Origin of the sequence: Cellulomonas sp. zg-ZUI22, assembly GCF_017353535.1 — a bacterium.
GTDB lineage: Bacteria > Actinomycetota > Actinomycetes > Actinomycetales > Cellulomonadaceae > Cellulomonas > Cellulomonas wangleii.
In genome coordinates, this window is sequence record NZ_JAFMUZ010000001.1 from 871,768 (window position 1) to 893,546 (window position 21,779).

Consider the following 21,779-nt stretch of genomic DNA (forward strand, 5'->3'; position numbering starts at 1 on the left):
ACCCGACCACGAGAGAGGAGGACGCGATGTCCGCGACCGTCACCGCGGCCCTGGCCGGCCGCACGGGCCCGCTGCGGTCCACCGTCACCCGGCTCGCCGCCGTCAACCTCACGCTGCTCGTCTGGTTCTGGGCGTGCTCGGTGCCCGTCGTCGTGGTCGCGAGCATCCTGGTCGACCGGCTGCTGGGCGTCGACGACGTGGCCGTCTCGCTCTACACGCGGCACGCCGCCATCTGGTTCCCGTTCTCCCAGGGGATCGCCCTCGTCGGCCTCTTCCTGCGGGCGCACGTCGCCGCCGGCATGACGCGGCGGACGTTCGCGCGGGCGACGGTCCTCGTCGGGGTCGGCACGGGCGCGGCGTACGGCGTCGTGCTGACCCTGCTCGCCGTCGCCGAGCGCGGCATCCACACGGCCCTCGGCAGGGGCTGGCGGGTGACCGACGGCTTCCTCGCCGACGAGTCCTCACCCCTCGGCCTGCTGCTCGCCGAGGTCGTCGTGTGCTGCGTCGTCGGGAACGTCGCCGCCCTGCTCGTCGGTGTCGTGTACCAGCGCTGGGGCGCGCTGTACGGCACGCTCGCGCTGCCGCTCACCGTCGGCCCCGTGTTCCTCGTCTTCGCCCTGCTCGGCGCGGCCGGCGGCTGGGGCCCGCTGCCCGCCGCCGCCCCCGGCCCGCCGTGGCCCGCGCTCGGCTGGTCCGTTCTCGTCGTCGCCCTCACCGCCGCGGCCTACGCCGCCGTCGTCCGCCGCACGCAGCTGCGGCCACCGCACCCGTAACCGCGCACCGCGCACGCACCACGTCACCGCGCGTCACCCCGCGTCACACCCGTCCCCCCGGACCCGGCACCCGCCGGGGCCGCGGCACCCCGCACCCACGCGCCGCTCCCCGGCGCACCCACCGCCCACCCGGAGGTCAGCATGAGCACCACCCCGGTCGTCCGCGCGGAGCACCTGCGCAAGTCCTACGGCAGCACGCTCGCCGTCCAGGACGTGTCCCTCACCGTCGAGCGCGGCGAGATCTTCGGCGTCCTCGGGCGCAACGGCGCCGGCAAGACGACGACGGTCGAGATGATCGCCGGGCTGCGCCGGCCCGACGGCGGGACGGTCCGCGTCCTCGGGCTCGACCCGGCGACGCAGGCCGCCGCCGTGCACGACAAGGTCGGCCTCCAGCTCCAGGAGTCGGCCCTGCCGGACCGGCTGCGGGTCCAGGAGGCGCTGGAGCTCTACGCGTCCTTCTACGCCGCGCCGGCCGACCCCGTCGACCTGCTCGACCTGCTCGGCCTCACGGTCAAGCGTGACACCGCGTTCAAGGACCTCTCCGGCGGGCAGAAGCAGCGCCTGTCGGTCGCGCTCGCGCTCGTCGGCCGGCCCGAGGTCGCGATCCTCGACGAGCTGACGACGGGCCTCGACCCGCACGCCCGGCGCGAGACGTGGGCGGTCGTCGAGGCGGTACGTGACGCGGGGGTGACGATCCTCCTCGTCACCCACCTCATGGAGGAGGCCGAGCGGCTGTGCGACCGGATCGCCCTCATCTCCGGCGGGCTCGTCGCCGCGACCGGCACGCCGGAGCAGATCGTCGACCTCGCGCAGGGTGAGCACGTGCTGCGCGTGCGTCCCGAGCGGCCCGTCCCCGACGAGGTGCTGCTCGGCGCGCTCACGGGCGTCCCCGACGTCCGCGAGGCCGTCGTCGAGGACCGTGCGCTCGTCGTGCGAGGCGGCGGCGCGCTCGTCCAGGGCGTGCTCGTCGCGCTCGCCCGCCACGACGTCGCGACCCGCGACGTCCGCCTGGAGCGCGCGTCCCTCGAGGACGCGTTCGTCTCCCTCACCGGTGCCGACGGCGCCGACGCCCAGCCCGTGACGACCTCCGCAGAGGTGTGACATGACCGCCCAGACCCCGACCCCGACCACGACGGCCACCGCCGTCCCCGCCGCGGCGCGCCGTGGTGCCCTCGCCGCAGCCCCGGCGGCGTCGCGCCCCCGCGGCGGTGCGTTGCTGCGGATGACGGTCGCCGAGGCGCGCCTGCTGGTGCGCGACCCCGCGGCGGGGTTCTTCGCCCTCGGGTTCCCCGCGCTGCTCATCACCGTCCTCGGTCTCACGATGCCGTGGGCCGACGAGCCGTTCGACGACCGCGACCCGCTGCTCGCGCAGATCACCGCCATCACCGGGTACACGCCCATCGTGCTGAGCCTCGCGGTCGCGACCGTCGGGCTGTCGAGCCTCCCCGTGGCCGTCGCGACCTACCGGCAGCGCGGGGTGCTCAAGCGGCTCTCGGCGACACCGGTCGGCCCGGCCCGCCTGCTCGTCGCGCAGGTGCTCGTCTACCTCGGCGCGCTCGTCGTCGCGGCCGTCGTCGCCCTCGTCTGCGCTGTGCTCGTGGTCGGGGTGACGCTCCCGAAGCAGCCGTGGACGGTGGCCCTCGCGTTCCTGCTCGGGGTGCTCTCGACGTTCGCGGTCGGTGGGCTCATCGCGGCCCGGGCGGCGACGACGGGCGCGGCCAACGGCATCGGCATGACGGCGTACTTCATCAGCCTGTTCTTCGCCGGCGTGTGGACGCCGCTGCCGATCATGCCCGAGGCCGTCCAGACCATCGCCCGGTACCTGCCGCTCGGAGCGGCGAGCCAGGCGATGACCGACGCCTGGGTCGGTGCGCCGTTCCCCACCCAGCAGGTGCTCGTCATGGCCGCGTGGGCGCTCGTCGGCACACCGCTGGCGGTGCGTCTGTTCCGCTGGAGCTGACCCTCGCGCACGTCCCGACGGTGCGCCACCCGCAGCGGGTGGCGCACCGTCGTCGTGCTCCAGGCGAGGCCCCCTGGTCACGCTCCCACGAGAGCCTGCCCCTAAGCGTTTCGCGGCCTGGACGGTGCGTCCGCACCTGGTGAGAGTGAGCGTCGTCCAGACCGCATACCGCGGGCGCGTGACGCTGCGCACCGCGGACCGGTCCGTTCCTTCGTGCAGGACTGTCGCCGGCTCCGAGGCCCCCGACAGGCTCCACGCCCGGCACCGAGGCCGCGCGTGGTCGACGCCAGGAAAGGTACGGAAGATGACCTCAAGCACCCGACGGCGTGCCGTCAGAGCGGCCTGGGCCGTCCTGACGGCCACGACGCTCGTGGCCGCAGGCGGCATGCAGGCCGCCCAGGCGCTCTCCGGCTCGACGTCGCAGGCAGCGGTCCCCGCTGCCGTGGCGGTCGACTCCGAGTACGCGCAGCGGTTCCTCGAGCAGTACGAGAAGATCAAGGACCCCGCCAACGGGTACTTCAGCCCGCAGGGCATCCCGTACCACGCGGTCGAGACCCTCATGGTCGAGGCCCCCGACTACGGGCACATGACCACGTCCGAGGCCTACAGCTACTGGATCTGGCTCGAGGCCCTGTACGGGCAGGCCACCGGTGACTGGGACCCGCTGAACGAGGCGTGGACCAACATGGAGACGTACATGATCCCGCAGGCCGCGGATCAGCCGACGAACTCCTTCTACAAGGCCGACGCCCCGGCGAGCTACGCCTCGGAGTACAACCACCCGAGCAACTACCCGTCGCAGATCGGCAGCAGCGGCAGCGTCGGCAAGGACCCGATCGCCGCGGAGCTGCGTGCGACGTACGGCAACAACGACATCTACCAGATGCACTGGCTGGGCGACGTGGACAACGTCTACGGCTTCGGTGCGGCTCCCGGCCCCGGCTGCCAGCTCGGCCCGGACTACGAGGGCATGTCCCTCGTCAACACGTTCCAGCGCGGCCCGCAGGAGTCGGTGTGGGAGACCGTCCCGCACCCCACCTGCGACGACTTCACGTACGGCGGCCCCAACGGGTACCTCGACCTGTTCACCGGTGACGCGTCGTACGCCAAGCAGTGGAAGTTCACGTCGGCGTCCGACGCCGACGCGCGTGCCGTCGAGGCCGTCTACTGGGCCAACAAGTGGGCGACCGAGCAGGGCAAGGCCGCGGACGTCGCGTCCGTCGTCACCAAGGCCGCCAAGCTCGGCGACTACCTGCGGTACACGCTGTTCGACAAGTACTTCAAGACGATCGGCTGCACGTCGCCGAGCTGCCCCGCCGGCTCCGGCAAGGAGAGCGCGCACTACCTGCTGTCCTGGTACATGGCGTGGGGCGGCGCCACGGACACCAGCTCCGGCTGGGCGTGGCGCATCGGCTCGTCGCACGCGCACTTCGGGTACCAGAACCCGTTCGCCGCGTGGGCACTGTCCAACGACCCGAAGCTGACGCCGAAGTCGGCAACGGCCAAGGCGGACTGGACCAAGGCCGCCGAGCGTCAGGTCGAGCTGTACCAATGGTTGCAGTCGTCCAACGGTCCGATCGCCGGTGGCGCCACGAACAGCTGGGACGGTGCGTACGCGCAGCCGCCGGCCGGCACCCCGACGTTCTACGGCATGGCCTACACCGAGGCGCCCGTCTACAACGACCCGCCGTCGAACCAGTGGTTCGGCATGCAGGCGTGGGGCGTGCAGCGGCTCGCCGAGCTCTACTACGAGACCGGCAACGCGAAGGCCAAGACGGTCCTCGACAAGTGGGCGGCCTGGGTCGTCGACCACGTCGAGACCGACGGCGCCGACTGGTCGGTCCCGTCCGAGCTCACCTGGTCGGGCAAGCCCGACACCTGGAACCCGAGCAACCCCGGCTCCAACGCCGGCCTGACCGTCACGCTCAAGAGCTCCGGCCAGGACGTCGGCGTCGCCGGTGACACCGCCCGCGCGCTGCTGTTCTACGCGGCCAGGTCGGGCAACACCGAGGCGCGGGACACCGCCAAGGACCTGCTCGACGCGATCTGGGACAACAACCAGGACTCGCTCGGCGTCACCTCGGTCGAGACCCGTGGCGACTACAAGCGGTTCGACGACGAGTACACCGCCGGCGGCAACGGCGTCTACATCCCGGCCGGCTGGTCGGGCACCATGCCCAACGGCGACGTGGTGGAACCCGGGGTGTCGTTCCTCGACATCCGCTCGTTCTACAAGGACGACCCGCAGTGGGCGAAGGTCCAGGCGGCGCTGAACGGCGGGCCCGACCCGCAGTTCGAGTACCACCGCTTCTGGGCGCAGACGGCCATCGCCGGTGCCCTGTCGGACTACTCGCGCCTCTTCGAGGACGCCGGCCCCGGGCCGACGCCCACGGTGACGCCGACGGTGACCCCCTCGGTCACGCCGACGCCGACGGTGACCCCCTCGGTCACGCCGACCCCGTCGGTGACGCCGACCCCGTCGGTGACGCCCACGCAGAACCCCACGGGCGCCTGCACCGTGCGGTACACCGCCAACAGCTGGAACAACGGCTTCACGGCCTCGGTCCGCGTGACCAACAACGGGACCAGCGCGCTCAACGGCTGGAACCTGCGCTTCACGTTCGCCAACGGCCAGCAGGTCCAGCAGGGCTGGAGCGCGACCTGGTCGCAGTCCGGCACGGCGGTCACCGCGACCAACGCCGCGTGGAACGGCTCGCTCGCACCGGGCGCGTCCGTCGACATCGGCTTCAACGGGTCGCACTCCGGCACCAACAACGCACCGACGGCGTTCACCCTGAACGGCGCCGCCTGCACCGCCGGCTGATCGGCTGACGGCTCCCGTCGCGACCCCATGCGCGACGGGTGAGGGGCCGGTCCCGGGCACACGCCCGGGGCCGGTCCCTCGTCGTTGCTCCGGACCGGGGGGGATCTCGTCGAGGACGCTCTCGGTCCCGGCTCGCTGCGGCGCGGGCCTCCGTGCGGGCGCCGGCCTCAGGCCTGGTCGTCCTGACCGCCCGTGGACTCGCGGGCCACGATGCGGAACGCGGCCTTGTGGAGCCGGGGCGGGCGGACGTCCCGGGGGTCGGCCTCGATGCGCTCGACGAGCATCGCGACGGCCGTCTCGGCGATCTCCTCCCGTCCCGGGTCCACGCTGGACAGCGAGGGGTTCGAGAAGCGGCCGTCGCCGATGTTGTCGAACCCGATGACGGCCACGTCGTCGGGCACACGGCGCCCGGCCCGGGCGAGCGCCCGCAGGGCACCGATGGCGAGGCTGTCGTTGAGCGCGAAGACGGCGTCGAACTCGACGCCGGACGCGAGCAGCTCACGCGTCGCGTCCACGCCGTTCTGCGGGAGCCAGGGGGCGACGGCGCACTCGAGCCGTGGGTCCTCCGGCAGGCCGGCCACGGCGAGCGCCTCGCGGTAGCCCCGCACGCGCAGGTCCGACGGCCGCATCTGCCCGCTGCGCCGGTCGGGGTGGGCGCCGAGGACGGCGATGCGCCGCCGGCCGAGGCCGATGAGGTGCTCGACGGCCGCGCGGGCGCCCTCGACGTTGTGCATGGTCACGTGGTCGTCGGGCCCGCCGAAGATGCGCTCGCCGAGCAGCACGAGCGGGTAGGTGACGTCGTCGAGGAGGTGGCGGTCCTCGGTGCCGAGGTGCTCGGGACTGAAGAGCATGCCGTCGGTCTGCCGCAGGCCGTTCGTGAGCACGGCGGTCTCGTGGTCACGGTCCGCGCCGGCCTGGCCGATGATCACGCCCAGGCTGCGCCGCTCCGCGGCGGCGATCACCGCGTCCGCGAGCTCGGCGAAGTACGGCTGCCGCAGCTGCGGCACGGCGAGCCCGATGACGCCGGTCCTGCCGGAGCGCAGGCCCCGGGCTGACAGGTTCGGCCGGTAGCCCAGCTCGGCGATGACCCGCTGCACGCGCGCCCGCGTCTCGGGGCGCACGTGGGGGTGGTCGTTGACGACGTTCGAGACCGTCTTGTTGGAGACGCCGGCGCGCCGTGCGACGTCCTGCATCGTCACCTTCACGACGGCTGCCGCGCGTTCCCGGGTGCCCGTGCACCCGCCGCGCGTGCGTCCGCCCCTGCGCCCGGCCCAGGCCGTCCCGTCGTTCCCATGCCGAGAGGTTGACAGACGTACGCCGCGCGCGCAATAGTGGCGTGGCGGTTACGACGTCGTAAAACGCCAGGTCAGCGGTGTATATCGTCATAGGGGACGAGCATCGTGCCACGTGTGGCGAAACGTCCGATCCAGGGTGCCCTGCTCGACAGAGGTGTCGAGCGGCGAGGCCTCCCCTGGAAGGCAGGAGGAGCGGAAGTGGCACAGCTGCAGGAACGACCGGCGTCACCGGGCACGCCGCTCGGGCACAGGCTCAAGGGGCTGCTGTACTCGCAGCGTCTGGCCCCGTACTTCTTCATCGCCCCGTTCGTCATCACGCTGCTGGCGTTCTGGGCCGTGCCGCTCGTCCGGACCTTCGTGATGAGCACGCAGAGCGTGATGTTCGGCGAGGCCGCGTTCGTCGGCACCGACAACTTCGAGCGGCTGTGGCACGACCGGATCTTCTGGCAGGCCATGTACAACAGCGCCCGCTACATGGTGCTGACGCTCGTCATCCTCATCCCCGTCCCGCTGCTGCTCGCGGTCGTGATCAACGCCCGGCTCGGGTCGGACCGCCTGAAGAACCTCTTCAAGGCGTCGATGTTCATCCCCGCGCTGACGTCCGTCGTCGTCGCCGGCATCATCTTCCGGCTCATGTTCGCCGAGACGAGCACGGGCCTGGTCAACCAGGTCATCGCGTGGTTCGGCGCGGACCCCGTGCGGTGGCTGCGCACCGACCTCGGCGGCCTCGTCGCGCTGCTGGCACTGGCCACCTGGCGGTACACCGGCGTCAACATCCTGTACTTCCTGTCCGGCCTGCAGTCGATCGCCGACGAGCTCTACGAGGCGGCGTCGATCGACGGCGCCGGCAAGCTCCGGCAGTTCTTCTCCATCACCCTGCCGAACATCAAGCCGACGATGGTCTACGTCACGACCATCAGCATCTACGGCGGACTGGCGATGTTCCTCGAGAGCTTCATGCTCTACGCCGGCAACAGCTCCCCGAACAACCAGGGTCTGACGGTCGTCGGCTACCTGTACCGCCGCGGCATCGAGGAGAACGACCTCGGCTACGCGTCCGCCGTGGGGGTGGTCCTGCTCGTCGTGATCATGGCGATCAACCTCACCTACCTCACCCTCACCGGCACGTTCAAGAAGGAGTCCCGATGAGCGCGCCCACCGCCACGACCACGCCCGCCCCCTCGGCGGAGCACGGGACGGGCGTCCCCGGGGGCCGTCGCAAGTACCCGCTGCCCCGGGCGATGTTCGTGACGATCCAGAGCATCTTCCTCGTCGTCATCGGGCTCATCGTCCTGGTGCCGCTCGTCGTGATCTTCGTCGGCACGTTCCAGGACGGCGGCGAGATCATGCGCAGCGGCCTGCGGCTCGACGTCGACATCTCGTCGTTCCGGTTCGACAACTACGTCATGATCTTCACCGACTCGGGCCTGTACTTCCGGTGGTTCGCCAACTCGGTGGGCCTCACGCTCGTCCAGGTGGCCGGCACGCTCCTGGTCAGCTCGTTCGTCGCCTACGGCTTCGCGATGTACGACTTCAAGGGGAAGACCGCCGCGTTCATCTCGGTGCTGCTCCTCATGACCGTGCCGTTCGAGATCATGATGCTGCCGCTGTACGTCATGGTGAACGACATCGGGCTCGCGGACTCGTACAGCGTCATCGTCATCCCGTTCCTCGCGGCGTCCGTGACGATCTTCTTCTTCCGGCAGTACTTCATGGGGATCCCCAAGGAGCTGCTCGAGGCCGGCCGCGTGGACGGCGTCACCGAGTTCGGCATCTTCTTCCGGATCGTGCTGCCCATCTCGCGGCCCGCGCTGGCCGCCATGGGGATCCTCAACGGCATGGTCACGTGGAACAACTTCCTGTGGCCCCTGCTGGTGCTGCGCTCGGCGGAGAAGTTCACGCTGCCGATCGGCCTGAACACCCTGCTGACGCCGTACGGGAACAACTACGACCTGCTGATCATCGGGTCCTTCTTCTCCCTCCTGCCCGTCCTCGTGCTCTTCCTCTGCTTCCAGCGATTCTTCGTCGCCGGGATGACGGCGGGGGCGCTCAAGGGCTGATCGCCCACCCGCACCACCCGCACCACACAACGAAACGGAGTCACCACCATGGCAGGACCACGCAGGTACTCGGCGCTCGTCGCGGCCGGCCTGGCCGGGGCGCTCATGCTCTCGGCGTGCGGCGGCAGCTCGGACGAGCCCGCCGCGGCCCCCGCCGACGGCGAGGCCACCAAGCTCGACATGTGGGTGTTCGCCGAGCTGCACGCGGACTACTACGAGCAGATGGCCGACGAGTGGAACGAGCTGAACCCTGACCGGCCCGTCGACCTCGACGTGACCGTCTACCCGTACCAGGACATGCACAACAAGCTGCAGCTCGCGGTCAACGCGGGCTCCGGCCTGCCGGACGTCGTCGACATCGAGGTCAACAAGTTCGCCAACTTCGTGTCGGAGGACGGCCGCACCCCGCTCATGGACCTGTCCGAGGCCGCCAAGCCCTACCAGGACGACATCGTCCAGGCGCGGCTGGACCTCTACACCCGCGCCGAGAAGATGCTCGGCTTCCCGATGCACGTCGGGGCGTTCGTGACGTTCTACAACGCGGCGCTCCTCGAGGAGGCCGGGATCGACTACACGACCATCGAGACGTGGGACGACTTCTCGGAGGCTGGGGCGAAGTACAACGCGGCGACCGGCAAGGCGTTCGGCATCGCCAGCACGACCGTCAACTTCGTCGAGCCGCTCATCGTCGCGCAGCTCGGGGGCAACTTCTTCGACGAGAACGGTGACGTCGACGTCGCCAACCCCGACGTCGTCAAGGCGTTCGAGATGCAGAAGGCCATGCTCGACGCGGGCGCGATCTCCACGATCCCCGGCGGCAGCCCCGACGACGAGCAGGCGTTCGGCGTCATCAACAGCGGCGACTACGCCGCCGTGGTGTACCCCGCCTGGTACACGTCGCGCTTCGTCGACTACATGCCCGACCTCGCCGGCGACATCGCGATCGCCCCGGCGCCCGTCGTCGAGGGCAGCGACGTCGCCACGATCGGTGGCGGCGGCACCGGCACGGCCGTCATCGAGTCCTCGCCCAAGAAGGACTTCGCGGCGGAGTGGCTCGCGTTCGCCAAGCTCTCGCCCGAGGCGAACGTCGCCGTGTGGGAGGTCCTCGGCTTCGACCCCGTCAACATGTCGGTGTGGGAGGACGAGGCCGTCACGAAGGACCCGGAGAACAAGTTCAACAAGTACTTCCGGACGAACCTGTTCGACGTGCTCAACGAGGTCAAGGACGGCATCGGCCACTTCGACGGCTTCGCGAACCCGAACCTGCCGACGCTGAACAACCTCTTCACCACCACCACCCTGACCGAGGTCTACGAGAACGGCGTCGCGCCGTCGCAGGCTCTCGAGCAGGCGCAGAAGGACCTGCAGAACCAGATCGGCCAGTAGTCGCGGTGAGCCCGGGCGCCGGCAACCCCGGCGCCCGGGCCCGTGGCCACCACCCCGCGCCCGTGACCCGTCGCGGCGCCCCAGCACAGGAGTAGCAATGCAGAGCGGCAAGCTGTCGATCGACCCCGCCTTCGTCGTGGCCCCCGTCAACCGCCGGGTGTTCGGGTCGTTCGTCGAGCACATGGGTCGGTGCGTCTACGGCGGGCTGTACGAGCCCGGGCACCCGACCGCGGACGAGGACGGTCTGCGCGGCGACGTCCTGGAGCTGGTGCGGGAGATGGGCGTCACGGCCGTGCGCTACCCGGGCGGCAACTTCGTCTCCGGGTACCGGTGGGAGGACGGCGTCGGACCCGTCGAGGACCGCCCGACGCGCCTCGACCCGGCGTGGAAGACCATCGAGACCAACGCGTTCGGCCTCAACGAGTTCATGCGCTGGGCCCGCAAGGCCGACATCGAGCCGGTCATGGCCGTGAACCTCGGGACGCGCGGCATCGCCGAGGCCGTCGAGCTCCTGGAGTACGCGAACCACCCGAAGGGCACCGCGGTGTCCGACCTGCGCGTCGAGCACGGCGCGCCCGAGCCCCACGCCATCCGCACGTGGTGCCTCGGCAACGAGATGGACGGCCCCTGGCAGCTCGGGCACAAGACGGCCGAGGAGTACGGCCGCCTGGCGGCCGAGACCGCGCGCGCGATGCGCCAGGTCGAGCCCGACCTCGAGCTCGTCGCCTGCGGGTCCTCCGGCCGCGGGATGGCGACCTTCGGCGCCTGGGAGGACACGGTCCTCGAGCACACGTACGAGCTCGTCGACCACGTGTCCGCCCACGCCTACTACGAGCTCGACGGCGACGACCGGGCCAGCTTCCTCGCCTCGTCCGTCGACATGGACAAGTTCATCCGCGAGGTCGTCGCCACGGCCGACGCGGTCGGTGCGCGCCTGAAGTCGTCGAAGAAGATCATGATCTCGTTCGACGAGTGGAACGTCTGGTACAACAAGGCGCTCACCGAGTCCGGCCTGCCGACGGACTGGACGCAGGCGCCGCGGCTCAGCGAGGACGCGTACACGGTGCTCGACGCCGTGGTCGTCGGGTCGCTGCTCATCACGCTGCTGCAGCACAGCGACCGCGTCGCGATCGCGTGCCAGGCGCAGCTCGTCAACACGATCGCCCCGATCCGTTCCGAGCCCGACGGCCCGGCGTGGCGCCAGTCGATCTTCCACCCGTTCGCGCTCACGGCACGTCACGCGCGGGGCCAGGTGCTCGACCTGCGGGTGGACGCACCGACCCTCACCACCGCCAAGCACGGCGAGGTGGCGGTCCTGGACGCGGTCGCCACCCACGACGCCGAGACGGGACAGCTCGCCGTGTTCGTGGTCAACCGCGACCCCGCCGAGGCCGTCGCCTTCGCCACGGACCTGCGCGGGTTCGGCGCGGCGACCCTCACGGAGGCCGTCCTGCTCGCCGACGACGACCTGTTCGCGGCCAACACGATGGACGAGCCCGACCGCGTCGCGCCGCGGCCCCACACGTCGGCCGCGGTCGACGGCACGACGCTGCGCGCGGAGCTCCCGCCGGCGTCCTGGAGCATGTTCCGGCTCCAGCTGTCCTGAGGTACCGCACGCGAACCGTCACCCGGCGACCGCCGCACCCGCCCCGGCAGGGGAGGGGAGGCACGTCGTCGGGTGACGGTTCGTGCACGTCCCCGCCGCCATGAGGCGGCGCCCCGGCGCCACCCGCCCGGGTACGGGGTAGGGCGTGCCCTACCCCGCCACGTGGGCGGGCACCGCAGCGCCGGCCCGCGCGCGACGCCTACCGTCGTCGGCATGAGCACAACCATCGAGGCCACCACCGCGCCTCCGCTCCCGGACGAGGTCCCGCTCGCCGACGACGTGCGCGTCGTCGCGCCGATGCTCACCGGCGGTCGCGCGCTCGGGCTGGCACCGGTCTCGGGTGCCACCTGGGCCGGCGCCGGGCAGATCGTCCTGGCGGCGGCCGTGAGCCTCGCGGCGTCCGTCCTGCTCGTCACCGGGGTGGCGCTCGGGATCGGGCTGGTGGTGCTCGTCGTCGGCGTGCCGCTGCTCGTCCTGACGCTGGTCCTGGCCCGCGGGTACGGCGCCGGGGAGCGCGCGCGGCTGCGGGCCCAGCTCGGCGTCGTCGTGCTGCCGCCCGCACCCGGCCCCGGGGCGCCGTACCACCCGCGCACGTGGTGGCCGTGGCTGCGCGACGCCCGCTCGTGGGCGGCCCTCGCGCACGCGCTGCTCACGTGCCTCCTGGCGTGGACCGCCGGGTCCGTCGCCCTGAGCGTGGCGGCGTTCGCGCTCGTCGTGCCCGCCGCACCGTTCGCGGGGCGGGTCCACGCGATCCACCTCGTGCTCCTCGTCCCCGGGGCCGTGGCGGCGCTGTGGCTCGCGGCGCTCGTCGTGCAGCTCACGAACCTCGCGCAGGTCCGGCTGACGCGCACCCTGCTGGGAGGACGCTCGCGTGCCGAGGCCGAGCGCGCGGCACGGGCCGCCGAGCAGCGCGCCGACGTCGCCGAGGACCGCGCCGAGCACCTGCGCGAGACGCGCACGGCCGCCGTCGTGGCCGCCGACGAGGAGCGCCGCCGCATCGAGCGCGACCTGCACGACGGCGCCCAGCAGCGCCTCGTCGCGCTCGGCGTCGAGCTGGGCGTCGCACGCCGGGCCGCCGCCCAGGACCCGGCCGCGGCCGTCGCCGCGATCGACGCGGCGCACGGTGAGGTCAAGGAGGTGCTGGCCGAGCTCCGCGACCTCGTCCGGGGCGTCCACCCCGCCGTCCTCACCGACCGCGGCCTGGACGCCGCGCTGTCGGCACTCGCGGCCCGCTGCCCCGTGCCCGTCGACGTCGACGCCCACGGCGTCGGTGACGGCGTCGGGTCGCAGGCGCAGGCCGCGGCGTACTTCGTCGTCGCCGAGGCGCTCACCAACGTCGCCAAGCACGCGACCGCGACGCGGGCCACCGTCCGCGCGGCGGTCGACGGCGACCGGCTGCGCATCGAGGTCGCGGACGACGGCGCCGGCGGTGCGCACACCGCGCCCGGCGGCGGCCTGGACGGCCTGCGCCGCCGCGTCGAGGCGCTGGACGGCACGTTCCACCTCGTCAGCCCCGCCGGCCGGGGCACCGTGCTCACCGTGGAGGTGCCGTGCGCATCGTGATCGCCGAGGACTCCGTCCTCCTGCTCGACGGGCTGACCCGTCTGCTCACCGCCGAGGGGCACACCGTCACCGGCTACCGCACCGCGGACGAGCTCGTCGCCGTCCTGGGCGACCCGGCCGCCGACCTGCCCGACGTGGTCGTCACCGACGTCCGCATGCCCCCGACGCACACCGACGAGGGTCTGCGCGCCGCCGTCCACCTGCGCGGCCTGCACCCCCGCCTGCCCGTGCTGGTGCTCTCGCAGTACGTCGAGCAGCGCTACGCCCGTGAGCTGTTCGCCGCCGACGCGCGCGGGCTGGGGTACGTCCTGAAGGACCGCGTGGCCGACGTCGACGACTTCCTCGCCGCACTCGCCCGCGTCGCCGCCGGCGGCACGGCCCTCGACCCCGAGGTCGTCGCGCAGGTGCTCGCCCGCTCGCGGCGCACCCTGTCCGACCTGCTCTCGCCCCGCGAGCGCGAGGTCATCGCGCTCATGGCCGAGGGCCGGTCCAACGCGGCCATCGCCGAGCGGCTCGTCGTCGGCCTGCCGGCCGTCGAGAAGCACGTGACCTCCATCCTCACCAAGCTCGACCTGCCGCCCGACGCCGACGACCACCGCCGCGTCCTCGCGGTGCTGCGCTGGCTCGAGGACGGCCCGACGAACGGAGCCCGACCGTGACCGCCGCACAGCCCACGCACGTCCCGCCGCCGACACCGCCGGACAGCACCCCGGGTGCACCCGCGCGACGCCCCGCCGGCGGTCGCGCCCTGACCGTGGTGGGCGGTGTGCTCGCGGCGCTGCTGCTCGCGCTCGGCGTCGTGCAGGTCCTCGCGTGGATGTTCACGCAGACCACGTCCGCCGCGGCGACGCTCGCGGCCACGGACGTCGTCGAGCTCGTCGCCGACGGCGAGGTCCTCGTCACCGTGTCCGCGGTGGACGACGTGCGCGTGGAGCGCGTCGCGCGGTTCGCCTGGGGCGGGCCCCGGTACGAGGTCACGTCGGACGGCGACCGGACGGTCGTGCGGCACGAGTGCGAGGGCGTGTGGCTGACGAGCTGCTCCGCAGGGCTGGAGGTGACGGTCCCCGAGGGCACGCACGTGGTGGTCCGCACCGTCGACGGCGAGGTCCGGGTGGCCGGGCCCGCCGCGGACGTCGAGGTGCGCGCGGCCGACGGCGACGTCCACGTCTCCGGTGCCCGGGGTGACCTCGACGTGCGCGGCCTCGACGGCGACGTCACGGCGCAGGGCGTGCGCGGGGACGTCGCGGTGGAGCTCGCCGACGGCGACGCGCGCGTCACCGAGGCCGGCGGCGACGTCGCGGTGCGCAGCCGCGACGGCGCCGTCGTCCTGGCCGACGTGGCCGGCGACGCGGACGTGCGGGGCTCCGACGGGCACATCGAGGTGCGCGACGTGCGCGGTGCGCTGACGGCGCGGAACCGGGACGGCGACGTGCTGGTCGCGCAGGTGCGCGGCGACGTCACGGTGCAGGCGGTCGACGGCGACGTGACGGTCCACGGGACGGGGGCCCCCGTCGCGCTGCAGATCACGTCGAACGGACGCCAGCGCGTCGAGGGCCCGACGGACGCGGCCGCCGACGTGCGCGTCGAGCTGAGCGTGTCCGACGGCGACGTGACCTACCTCGGCCCCGAGGGCTGACGGTCTGCCAGACTCCCGGCGTGACCACGACACCGGACCACCCCGCCGCCGGCCCCGGGCGCGCCGCCGCCCGGTACGCCCTCGTCGCGGCCCTGACCGCCGCCTGCTGGTTCGCCTGGCTGGGGTGGGACACGCAGTACCGGACGGACCCGGTCACCGGCGACGTCACCGGGCCCTACGAGGCGTGGCAGGTCGTGGGCTGCGTCGTCAGCCTCGTGGCCGTGACCGTGCTCGCGGTCCGGGCGCTCGGCGGCCGACGCGCCGTGGCCACGGTCGCCGTGACGTTCACGGCGGCGTGGGTGGCCACCCAGGCGCCGCGGGACGAGTCCGGGCTCTGGCTGGTCGGGGCGTTGCTGGTGCTGCTGGGGACGACCGTGGGCGCCGGCGTCGTCGCCCTGGTGGCGGGCGCCGGCCGGCGCCGCCGCGCACGCGCCGCGCACGCCTGACGGGCACCCGAGGCGCGCTCGCTACGGGCGCCCGCACCCCGAGGGTCCCGCCCGTCACGCACGACGAAGGCCCCTGATCCGCATCTCTGCTGATCAGGGGCCTTCGACCTGTCGGGGTGGCGGGATTCGAACCCACGACCTCTTCGTCCCGAACGAAGCGCGCTACCAAGCTGCGCCACACCCCGTGGAGCCTGGCAAGGATAGCCGACGAGGACCCCCGCGACGAAATCCGATCAGGGCGACGTCAGCGTGAGGAGCGTCGCCTCCGGCCGGCAGGCGAATCGCACGGGTGCGTACGGCGACGTGCCGAGCCCGGCGGAGACGTGCAGCCACGACGAGCCCGCACCGTCGGCCCGGTCCGGGCGGGCGCCCGGCCAGCCGTGCAGCCCCTTGGCGCGGCGCAGGTCCAGGTCGCAGTTGGTGGTCAGCGCTCCCCAGAACGGCACCGCGAGCTGCCCGCCGTGCGTGTGCCCGGCGATCGTCAGGTCCACGCCGTCGGCGTGCATGGCGTCCAGCACCCGCCGGTACGGCGCGTGGGTGACGCCCACGTGCAGGTCGACCGCGGGGGAGCGGCCGTCGGACGTGCGCGCGTCGTCCGGGCCGCCCGCCGGGGGCATCGTGTCGCGTTCCATGTGCGCGTCGTCGGTGCCGACCAGCGACAGCCGGCGCCCGTCGACCTCGAGGGCGTCGCGGCGGTTGGACAGGTCGACCCAGCCGGCGGACGTCAGCCGCGAGACGAGCTCCCGCCAGGGCAGCGCCGCCGGCGGGCGCTGCGGGGCGTGGCGCGCGTCGGGCAGCAGGTAGCGCGCGGGGTTCTTGAACCCCGGTGCCACGTAGTCGTTGGACCCCAGGACGAACGCCCCGGGGACCGCGAGCAGCGGCTCGAGCGCCCGCAGCAGCGCGGGCATCGCGTCGGCGTGCGCCCAGTTGTCGCCCGTGTCGACGACCAGGTGCGGGTCGAGCGTCGCCAGGTCCCGGACCCAGTCGACCTTGCGACGCTGCCCGGGGGTCAGGTGCAGGTCGGAGACGTGCAGCACCCGCAGCGGCGCCTGCCCCGGGGGCAGCACCGGCACGGTCACCTCACGCAGCGCGTACCAGCGGACCTCGACGAGCGAGGCCCACGCCAGGGCGGCGGCCCCGGCCACGGCCAGCCCGCCGGCCGCACGCAGGGCGGTGCCGGCGAGGCCGGCCGCGCCGGTCGCCGGGGTGCCACCGCTCACGGCTGGCCCGGGCCCGGACGGCCGCCGCCGCCACCGCCGCCGCCCGGCCCACCGGTGCCGGGGCCGCCGGGCCCGCCGGGCCCGGGGCCGGGGTTCTGCGGTGCCGCCGGCTGCCCGCTGGAGAGCTTCACGGTGATGGTCGAGCCCCGCGAGGCCGTCGCCGCGGACTGCTCCGCGACGGTGCCCGCCGGGTAGCCGGACGCGATCTGCTCGCCGGAGACGGACATGCCGAACCCGGCCCGTTCCAGCCGATCGCGCGCCTGCTGCTCGTCCAGGCCCAGCACGGACGGCACGGGGATCCGCTCGCCGTAGATCTCACGGTCGGCCGGCTGGGAGAACCCGGGGTTCTCGGTGCCGGCGAGGATCTGGGTCATGTACCGCTTCCACGTCGGGGCGGCGATCGACGAGCCGTACGGGCCGCTGGTGTACCGCTTGCCGTTGATGGTCACCCGGTTCATGGACCGCATGGCGTCGCTGAAGCCGACCCACACGGCGGTCGCGCGCAGCGGGGTGTAGCCGACGAACCAGTTGTACTCGTTGCTCGACGTCGTCCCCGTCTTGCCCGCGGAGGGGAACGGCGGGGCCCCGACGGACTTGGCCGTGCCGGTCCACACGTTGCTCAGCGCGTAGTTCATGGCGGAGGCGTACTTGGGGTCGATCGCGCCGCCCCGGCAGTCCGCCGACGGGACGGCCACCTCGGTGCCGTCCGCCTTGACGACCTGCGTGATGGCGATCGGCTTGCAGTAGGTGCCGCCGGACGCGAACGTCGCGTACGCCGCGGCCATCTGCAGCGGGGACGTCGAGTCGGTGCCCAGGACCACCGCGGGGTAGGGGTCGAAGGGCACGCCGCCCAGGGGCTTGCCGTTCGAGCCCGTCGAGTTGGGGTCGCCGGCCTTGGTCACGCCCAGGTCCGCGGCGCCCTGCATGATGTTGCACAGGTCGAGCTGGGACGCCATGGCGACGTACGCCGAGTTGACCGAGTTCCGCGTGGCGTCGAGGACGTTCTGCGGGATCGCCCGGCCGTTCTCGGAGTTGCCGAACTTGAAGGTGTCGTTGGCGAAGCGCCCGACGCACGAGGCGGTGAACTCGCGGGTGTTGTACTGCAGCCGCGAGCCGTTGACCGTCTCCTGCAGCGCGTGACCCTGCTTGAGCCACTCCAGCAGCGTGAAGACCTTGAACGTCGAGCCGGGCGCGAAACCGCCGGACCCGCCGTACTGGTAGCTCGTGTTGAAGTTGACCGACGTCTCGCCGGGCTGCTGCTCGCGCAGCGCCGAGTAGTTGCGGTTCTGGGCCATCGCGGTGATCTGCCCCGTCCCCGGCTCCACGGTGACCACGGCGCTGGCGACGCCCGACGGGTCGTCCACGGGGACGCCGGCCTTCACCTCGGCGTCGGCCACCGCCTGCTCCGCGGGACGCAGGGTCGTGGTGATCCGCAGACCGCCGATGTACAGCAGCTTCTTGCGCTCCGAGGGCGTCTCCCCGAAGGCGGGGTCGTTGGCGATGACCTTGGTGACGTAGTCGCAGAAGAACCCGGAGCCGGGCACGGCCGCGTCGGCCGACATGCAGCCCTGGCGCAGCGGCGAGACGGCCAGCGTGTCCTGGATCGGCGTCGCCAGCCCGGCGGCCAGCTCCTCCGGGGTGATGTACCCCTCGCGCTCCATGTCACGCAGGACCTTGTCCCGGCGCTTCTGGGAGTTCTTGTGCCGCTCGGCACGCTGCTCGTCGGTCTGGTTGGCCGCGCCGACGGGGTCCCAGGCGCTGGGCGACTGCGTGATGCCGGCGATGGTCGCGGCCTCGAGGTAGTTCACGTCCTTGGCGGACTTGCTGAAGTAGTACTGCGCGGCCGACTCCACGCCGTACACCGACGCCCCGAACGCGGCGATGTTGAGGTACTTCTCGAGGATCTCGTCCTTCGTCATGGACTTCTCGAGCGTGATCGCGATCTTGGCCTCGCGGAGCTTGCGCGCGATGCCGGGCGAGCCCTTCGACACCTTGGCCTCGGCGCGCAGCCGCGCGCGCTCCTTGGGGTCCTCGACCCGCTCGGCCGCGTCGAGGAAGACGTTCTTGACGTACTGCTGCGTCAGGGTCGACGCACCCTGCGTCTCGCCGCCGGCCTGCGCGACGGCCGCCCGCAGCATGCCCGCGGGGTCGATGCCGGAGTGCTCGTAGAACCGGCGGTCCTCGACCGCGATGACCGCCTTCTGCAGGATCGGCGCGATCTCGGTGAGCGGCACGACGATGCGGTTCTGGTCGTAGAACGTCGCCAGCAGCGTGCCGTCGGCCGCGAGGATCTCCGACTTCTCCGGCAGGGGGGCCTGCTCGAGCTCGCTCGGCAGGTCGTCGAACGCCGTCACGGACATGCTCGTGACGCCGTTGGCGACGGCGACGCCGGGCAGCACCAGGCCGGCGGCGAGGACGCCACCGATCCCGGCGACGAGGCAGAAGGAGAGCAGGAGGGCCAACGCCTGGGCGGCGCTGACCCTGCGTCCGCGCGCGCGGGCAGGGGTCGGCATGGCGTCAGGCTACCGGGGGGACGTGCGTCCGCGGGGGGCTCCGGGTCCCGCGCGCGCGGCCTTTACCGGACCTGCACACGTCGCCATCCACCCGTCCGCAGGAAAAGACCCGCCCGGGGTCTCGTCAGGACCACCCTCGTGCCGATACCGTCACGCCTGCGACACGCAGGGGAGCAACACGCGGAGGAACACGTGGTAGCGCAGGGGGCACAGGTGTACGAGGGCCACTGGACAGCACAGGCGTCGTGCGGTCAGGGCAAGCAGGCGCCCGACGCGCTCTTCGTCGAGGGCGCGGCGCAGCGGGAGGCCCGGGCGGTCTGCCACGGGTGCCCCGTCCGCCTGGACTGCCTGGCCGACGCGCTCGACAGCCGCGCCGACTTCGGTGTGTGGGGCGGTATGACCGAGCGCGAGCGCCGCGCGCTGCTGCGACGGCGCCCGGAGGTCGCGTCCTGGCGCGACGAGCTGCTGGGCAGCGAGCCGGCGCTGGTCGCGCTGGGCGGCGTGTGAGCGCTTCCACGCCGATAGGGTGAGCTCATGGCCACCCAGTGGGAGTACGCGACCGTTCCGCTCATCATCCATGCCACCAAGGCGATCCTGGACCAGTGGGGGTCCGACGGCTGGGAGCTCGTGACGGTGATCCAGGGCCCCGACGCCGGCCTGGTCGCGTACCTCAAGCGTCCCAAGGGCGCGTGACGGTGGACCCGGCACCCGGCCGTGTGGCGGCCCGCCTCGCCGAGCGGGGCCTGACCCTGCCGGGTGTCGCGGCGCCGCTCGCGGCGTACGTCCCCGCGGTCCGCAGCGGCGCGCACGTGTGGACCTCCGGGCAGCTCCCGTTCGTCGACGGCGCCCTGCCGGTCACGGGCAAGGTCGGCGCGGAGGTCGACGTCGAGACCGCCACGGCGCTCGCGCGGACCGCTGCGCTCAACGCGCTGGCTGCCGTCGGCGCGGTCCTCGCGGCCGAGGGGCCCGACGAGGACCCGGTGGCAGCTCTGGACCGGGTGCGTCGTGTGGTCAAGGTGGTCGGCTTCGTCGCGAGCGACCCCGCGTTCACGGGCCACCCCGCCGTCGTCAACGGCGCCAGCCTGCTGCTGCACGAGCTGCTCGACGAGCGCGGCGTGCACGCCCGCTCGGCCGTCGGGGTCGCGGCGCTGCCGCTGGACTCGCCCGTCGAGCTCGAGCTGGTCGTCGAGACGGACTGAGCGCAGCCGGGACGGACCGATCGCACGGGCCGATCGCACGGGCCGGCCCGGACGGGCCGGCCGCGGTCTCAGCGGGCGCGACGCTCCAGCCGGTCGACGTCGAGCAGCACGACCGCTCGGCCCTCGCGGCGGACCCAGCCGCGTGCGGCGAAGTCGGCGAGGGCCTTGTTGACGGTCTCGCGGGACGCCCCGACGAGCTGCGCGAGCTCCTCCTGCGTGAGGTCGTGCGCCACGCGGATGCCCTCCTCGACGGGCTGGCCGAACCGCGTCGACAGGTCCAGCAGCGCCTTGGCGACGCGGCCGGGGACGTCCGAGAACACGAGGTCCGCGAGCGCCTCGTTGGTGCGGCGCAGCCGCCGCGCGAGGGCCTGCAGCAGGTGCTCGGCGACCGTCGGCTTGTCGGCGAGCCAGGTGATGAGGTCGCGGTGGCCCAGCTCCAGCACCACGGCGTCGGCCACGACCGTCGCGGTCGCGGTGCGCGGGCCCGGGTCGAACAGGGACAGCTCGCCGAACATCTCGCCGGGGCCGAGGACGGCCAGCAGGTTCTCGCGGCCGTCGTTGGACCGCCTGCCGAGCTTGATCTTGCCGTCGCGCACCAGGTAGAGCCGGTCGCCCGGCTCGCCCTCGTGGAACAGGACGTCGCCGCGCGTGACGTCGAGCACCTTCATCGAGTCGATGAGTGCCCGGGACGACTCCTCGTCCATGCCCGCGAACAGCGGCGCCGTCAGCACGATGTCCTCCGCCACGGCGGTTCCTTCCCCTCGTCCCGCTCGGTCGCGGGCGTACCTCCCGTCCGGCACCGAGGCCGGACGTCCGCAACCAGTCTGCCCCATCGCGGGCCCGCCGCGCGTCGACGCGGTGCGCAGAGCGCCCCGGGGCGGTCAGCGGCCCTCGACGGCGGGCGCGCGCGGCCGCAGCGCGGCGGACGGGTCGCCGGCGAGGCGCTCGACGAGGCGAGCGGTGGTGCGGTCGAGAGCCTCCACGACGCCCTGCTCGTAGGCGGCGAGCCGGGTGTCGAGCGCGCGCAGGTCGGGCAGGCGGCCCAGGTCGTGGCCGTCTCCCGGGGGCAGGGCGGCACCCAGCTCGTCGGGGCGCGGCACCTGCAGGCAGACGTCGAGGGGCAGGAGGAACGCGACCTGCTCACCGAGGGTGCCGGGGGAGGCGGCCGCTGCCACCGCCAGGTCCATGCGGGCCCGCACGGCACGGCGCCACCACGCGACCCGGTCGCGCTCGGCGCGCAGCGCGCGGCGCGCGAGCCGCAGCTCGTGCAGGGGTTCGACGCCGGACGTCACCCCTGC

20 protein-coding genes and 1 tRNA gene are annotated in these 21,779 nt (G+C 73.1%); 15 read left to right on the plus strand and 6 right to left on the minus strand.

Annotated elements, in window-relative coordinates:
- Window positions 1–26: 26 nt before the first annotated feature.
- From J1G43_RS04005 to J1G43_RS04020, 4 genes are all read left to right on the plus strand, one after another.
- Complete coding sequence (locus J1G43_RS04005; protein WP_207378011.1) at window positions 27–773, plus strand: hypothetical protein; 747 nt, start codon at window positions 27–29, stop codon at window positions 771–773.
- 141 nt (window positions 774–914) lie between these two features.
- The gene (locus J1G43_RS04010; RefSeq protein ID WP_207339490.1) at window positions 915–1,874 is read left to right on the plus strand and encodes an ABC transporter ATP-binding protein; all 960 of its coding nucleotides are present in this window, start codon (window positions 915–917) and stop codon (window positions 1,872–1,874) included.
- Between the two features lies 1 nt (window position 1,875).
- Window positions 1,876–2,733 carry an ABC transporter permease gene (locus J1G43_RS04015; RefSeq protein ID WP_207339489.1) on the plus strand — a complete coding sequence of 286 codons (858 nt, stop codon included), beginning with the start codon at window positions 1,876–1,878 and terminating at the stop codon, window positions 2,731–2,733.
- Window positions 2,734–3,037: 304 nt separating this feature from the next.
- A complete protein-coding gene (locus tag J1G43_RS04020) occupies window positions 3,038–5,557 on the plus strand; it encodes a glycoside hydrolase family 48 protein (protein ID WP_207378012.1) in 2,520 nt (839 codons plus the stop codon).
- Window positions 5,558–5,724: 167 nt separating this feature from the next.
- On the opposite strand, the gene J1G43_RS04025 is transcribed toward J1G43_RS04020, so the two are convergent.
- Window positions 5,725–6,750 carry a LacI family DNA-binding transcriptional regulator gene (locus tag J1G43_RS04025; RefSeq protein ID WP_207800107.1) on the minus strand — a complete coding sequence of 342 codons (1,026 nt, stop codon included), beginning with the start codon at window positions 6,748–6,750 and terminating at the stop codon, window positions 5,725–5,727.
- A 300-nt stretch (window positions 6,751–7,050) separates the two neighbouring features.
- Here J1G43_RS04025 and J1G43_RS04030 point away from each other — a divergent pair, with 300 nt between their 5' ends.
- The 8 genes from J1G43_RS04030 (at window position 7,051) to J1G43_RS04065 (ending at window position 15,549) form a co-directional block, all read left to right on the plus strand.
- On the plus strand, window positions 7,051–8,001 hold the full coding sequence (locus J1G43_RS04030) for a carbohydrate ABC transporter permease (RefSeq protein ID WP_249670637.1): 951 nt from the start codon (window positions 7,051–7,053) through the stop codon (window positions 7,999–8,001).
- Complete coding sequence (locus tag J1G43_RS04035) at window positions 7,998–8,912, plus strand: carbohydrate ABC transporter permease (protein ID WP_242635197.1); 915 nt, start codon at window positions 7,998–8,000, stop codon at window positions 8,910–8,912. Before J1G43_RS04030 ends, J1G43_RS04035 begins: the two co-directional genes overlap by 4 nt.
- A gap of 48 nt (window positions 8,913–8,960) precedes the next feature.
- Complete coding sequence (locus J1G43_RS04040) at window positions 8,961–10,298, plus strand: ABC transporter substrate-binding protein (RefSeq protein ID WP_242635198.1); 1,338 nt, start codon at window positions 8,961–8,963, stop codon at window positions 10,296–10,298.
- A gap of 97 nt (window positions 10,299–10,395) precedes the next feature.
- The gene (locus tag J1G43_RS04045) at window positions 10,396–11,904 is read left to right on the plus strand and encodes an alpha-N-arabinofuranosidase (protein WP_207378013.1); all 1,509 of its coding nucleotides are present in this window, start codon (window positions 10,396–10,398) and stop codon (window positions 11,902–11,904) included.
- Window positions 11,905–12,117: 213 nt separating this feature from the next.
- Complete coding sequence (locus tag J1G43_RS04050) at window positions 12,118–13,467, plus strand: sensor histidine kinase (protein ID WP_207370044.1); 1,350 nt, start codon at window positions 12,118–12,120, stop codon at window positions 13,465–13,467.
- Window positions 13,455–14,126, plus strand: coding sequence for a response regulator transcription factor (locus J1G43_RS04055; protein WP_207339484.1), 672 nt, complete (start codon window positions 13,455–13,457; stop codon window positions 14,124–14,126). Before J1G43_RS04050 ends, J1G43_RS04055 begins: the two co-directional genes overlap by 13 nt.
- The gene (locus J1G43_RS04060) at window positions 14,123–15,103 is read left to right on the plus strand and encodes a DUF4097 family beta strand repeat-containing protein (protein WP_207378014.1); all 981 of its coding nucleotides are present in this window, start codon (window positions 14,123–14,125) and stop codon (window positions 15,101–15,103) included. Before J1G43_RS04055 ends, J1G43_RS04060 begins: the two co-directional genes overlap by 4 nt.
- 20 nt (window positions 15,104–15,123) lie before the next feature.
- Window positions 15,124–15,549 (plus strand): hypothetical protein, encoded by a 426-nt coding sequence (locus J1G43_RS04065; RefSeq protein ID WP_207339482.1) that lies wholly within the window; start codon window positions 15,124–15,126, stop codon window positions 15,547–15,549.
- Window positions 15,550–15,660: 111 nt separating this feature from the next.
- Here J1G43_RS04065 and J1G43_RS04070 read toward each other — a convergent pair.
- The 3 genes from J1G43_RS04070 to J1G43_RS04080 form a co-directional block, all read right to left on the minus strand.
- Window positions 15,661–15,734 (minus strand) — tRNA-Pro (locus tag J1G43_RS04070).
- A 48-nt stretch (window positions 15,735–15,782) separates the two neighbouring features.
- A complete protein-coding gene (locus tag J1G43_RS04075) occupies window positions 15,783–16,769 on the minus strand; it encodes a metallophosphoesterase (RefSeq protein ID WP_249670636.1) in 987 nt (328 codons plus the stop codon).
- A complete protein-coding gene (locus tag J1G43_RS04080) occupies window positions 16,766–19,282 on the minus strand; it encodes a transglycosylase domain-containing protein (protein ID WP_207339481.1) in 2,517 nt (838 codons plus the stop codon). The genes J1G43_RS04075 and J1G43_RS04080 overlap by 4 nt, the downstream gene beginning before the upstream one ends.
- A gap of 192 nt (window positions 19,283–19,474) precedes the next feature.
- Here J1G43_RS04080 and J1G43_RS04085 point away from each other — a divergent pair, with 192 nt between their 5' ends.
- From J1G43_RS04085 to J1G43_RS04095, 3 genes are read left to right on the plus strand one after another with little or no spacing between them, the layout of a single operon-like run.
- A complete protein-coding gene (locus J1G43_RS04085; RefSeq protein WP_307859466.1) occupies window positions 19,475–19,789 on the plus strand; it encodes a WhiB family transcriptional regulator in 315 nt (104 codons plus the stop codon).
- A 27-nt stretch (window positions 19,790–19,816) separates the two neighbouring features.
- On the plus strand, window positions 19,817–19,975 hold the full coding sequence (locus J1G43_RS04090) for a hypothetical protein (protein ID WP_163275479.1): 159 nt from the start codon (window positions 19,817–19,819) through the stop codon (window positions 19,973–19,975).
- Entirely contained in the window at window positions 19,972–20,481 is a 510-nt protein-coding gene (locus J1G43_RS04095; protein WP_207370046.1) for a RidA family protein, read from the plus strand. Before J1G43_RS04090 ends, J1G43_RS04095 begins: the two co-directional genes overlap by 4 nt.
- Window positions 20,482–20,549: 68 nt before the next feature.
- Here the strand turns inward: J1G43_RS04095 and J1G43_RS04100 are convergent, their stop codons facing one another.
- Together J1G43_RS04100 and J1G43_RS04105 are read right to left on the minus strand one after the other, a co-directional pair.
- Window positions 20,550–21,227, minus strand: coding sequence for a Crp/Fnr family transcriptional regulator (locus J1G43_RS04100; RefSeq protein WP_089798017.1), 678 nt, complete (start codon window positions 21,225–21,227; stop codon window positions 20,550–20,552).
- 135 nt (window positions 21,228–21,362) lie between these two features.
- Window positions 21,363–21,773: a hypothetical protein gene (locus J1G43_RS04105; protein ID WP_207339479.1), complete on the minus strand. Its 411-nt coding sequence runs from the start codon at window positions 21,771–21,773 to the stop codon at window positions 21,363–21,365.
- Window positions 21,774–21,779 lie beyond the last annotated feature (6 nt).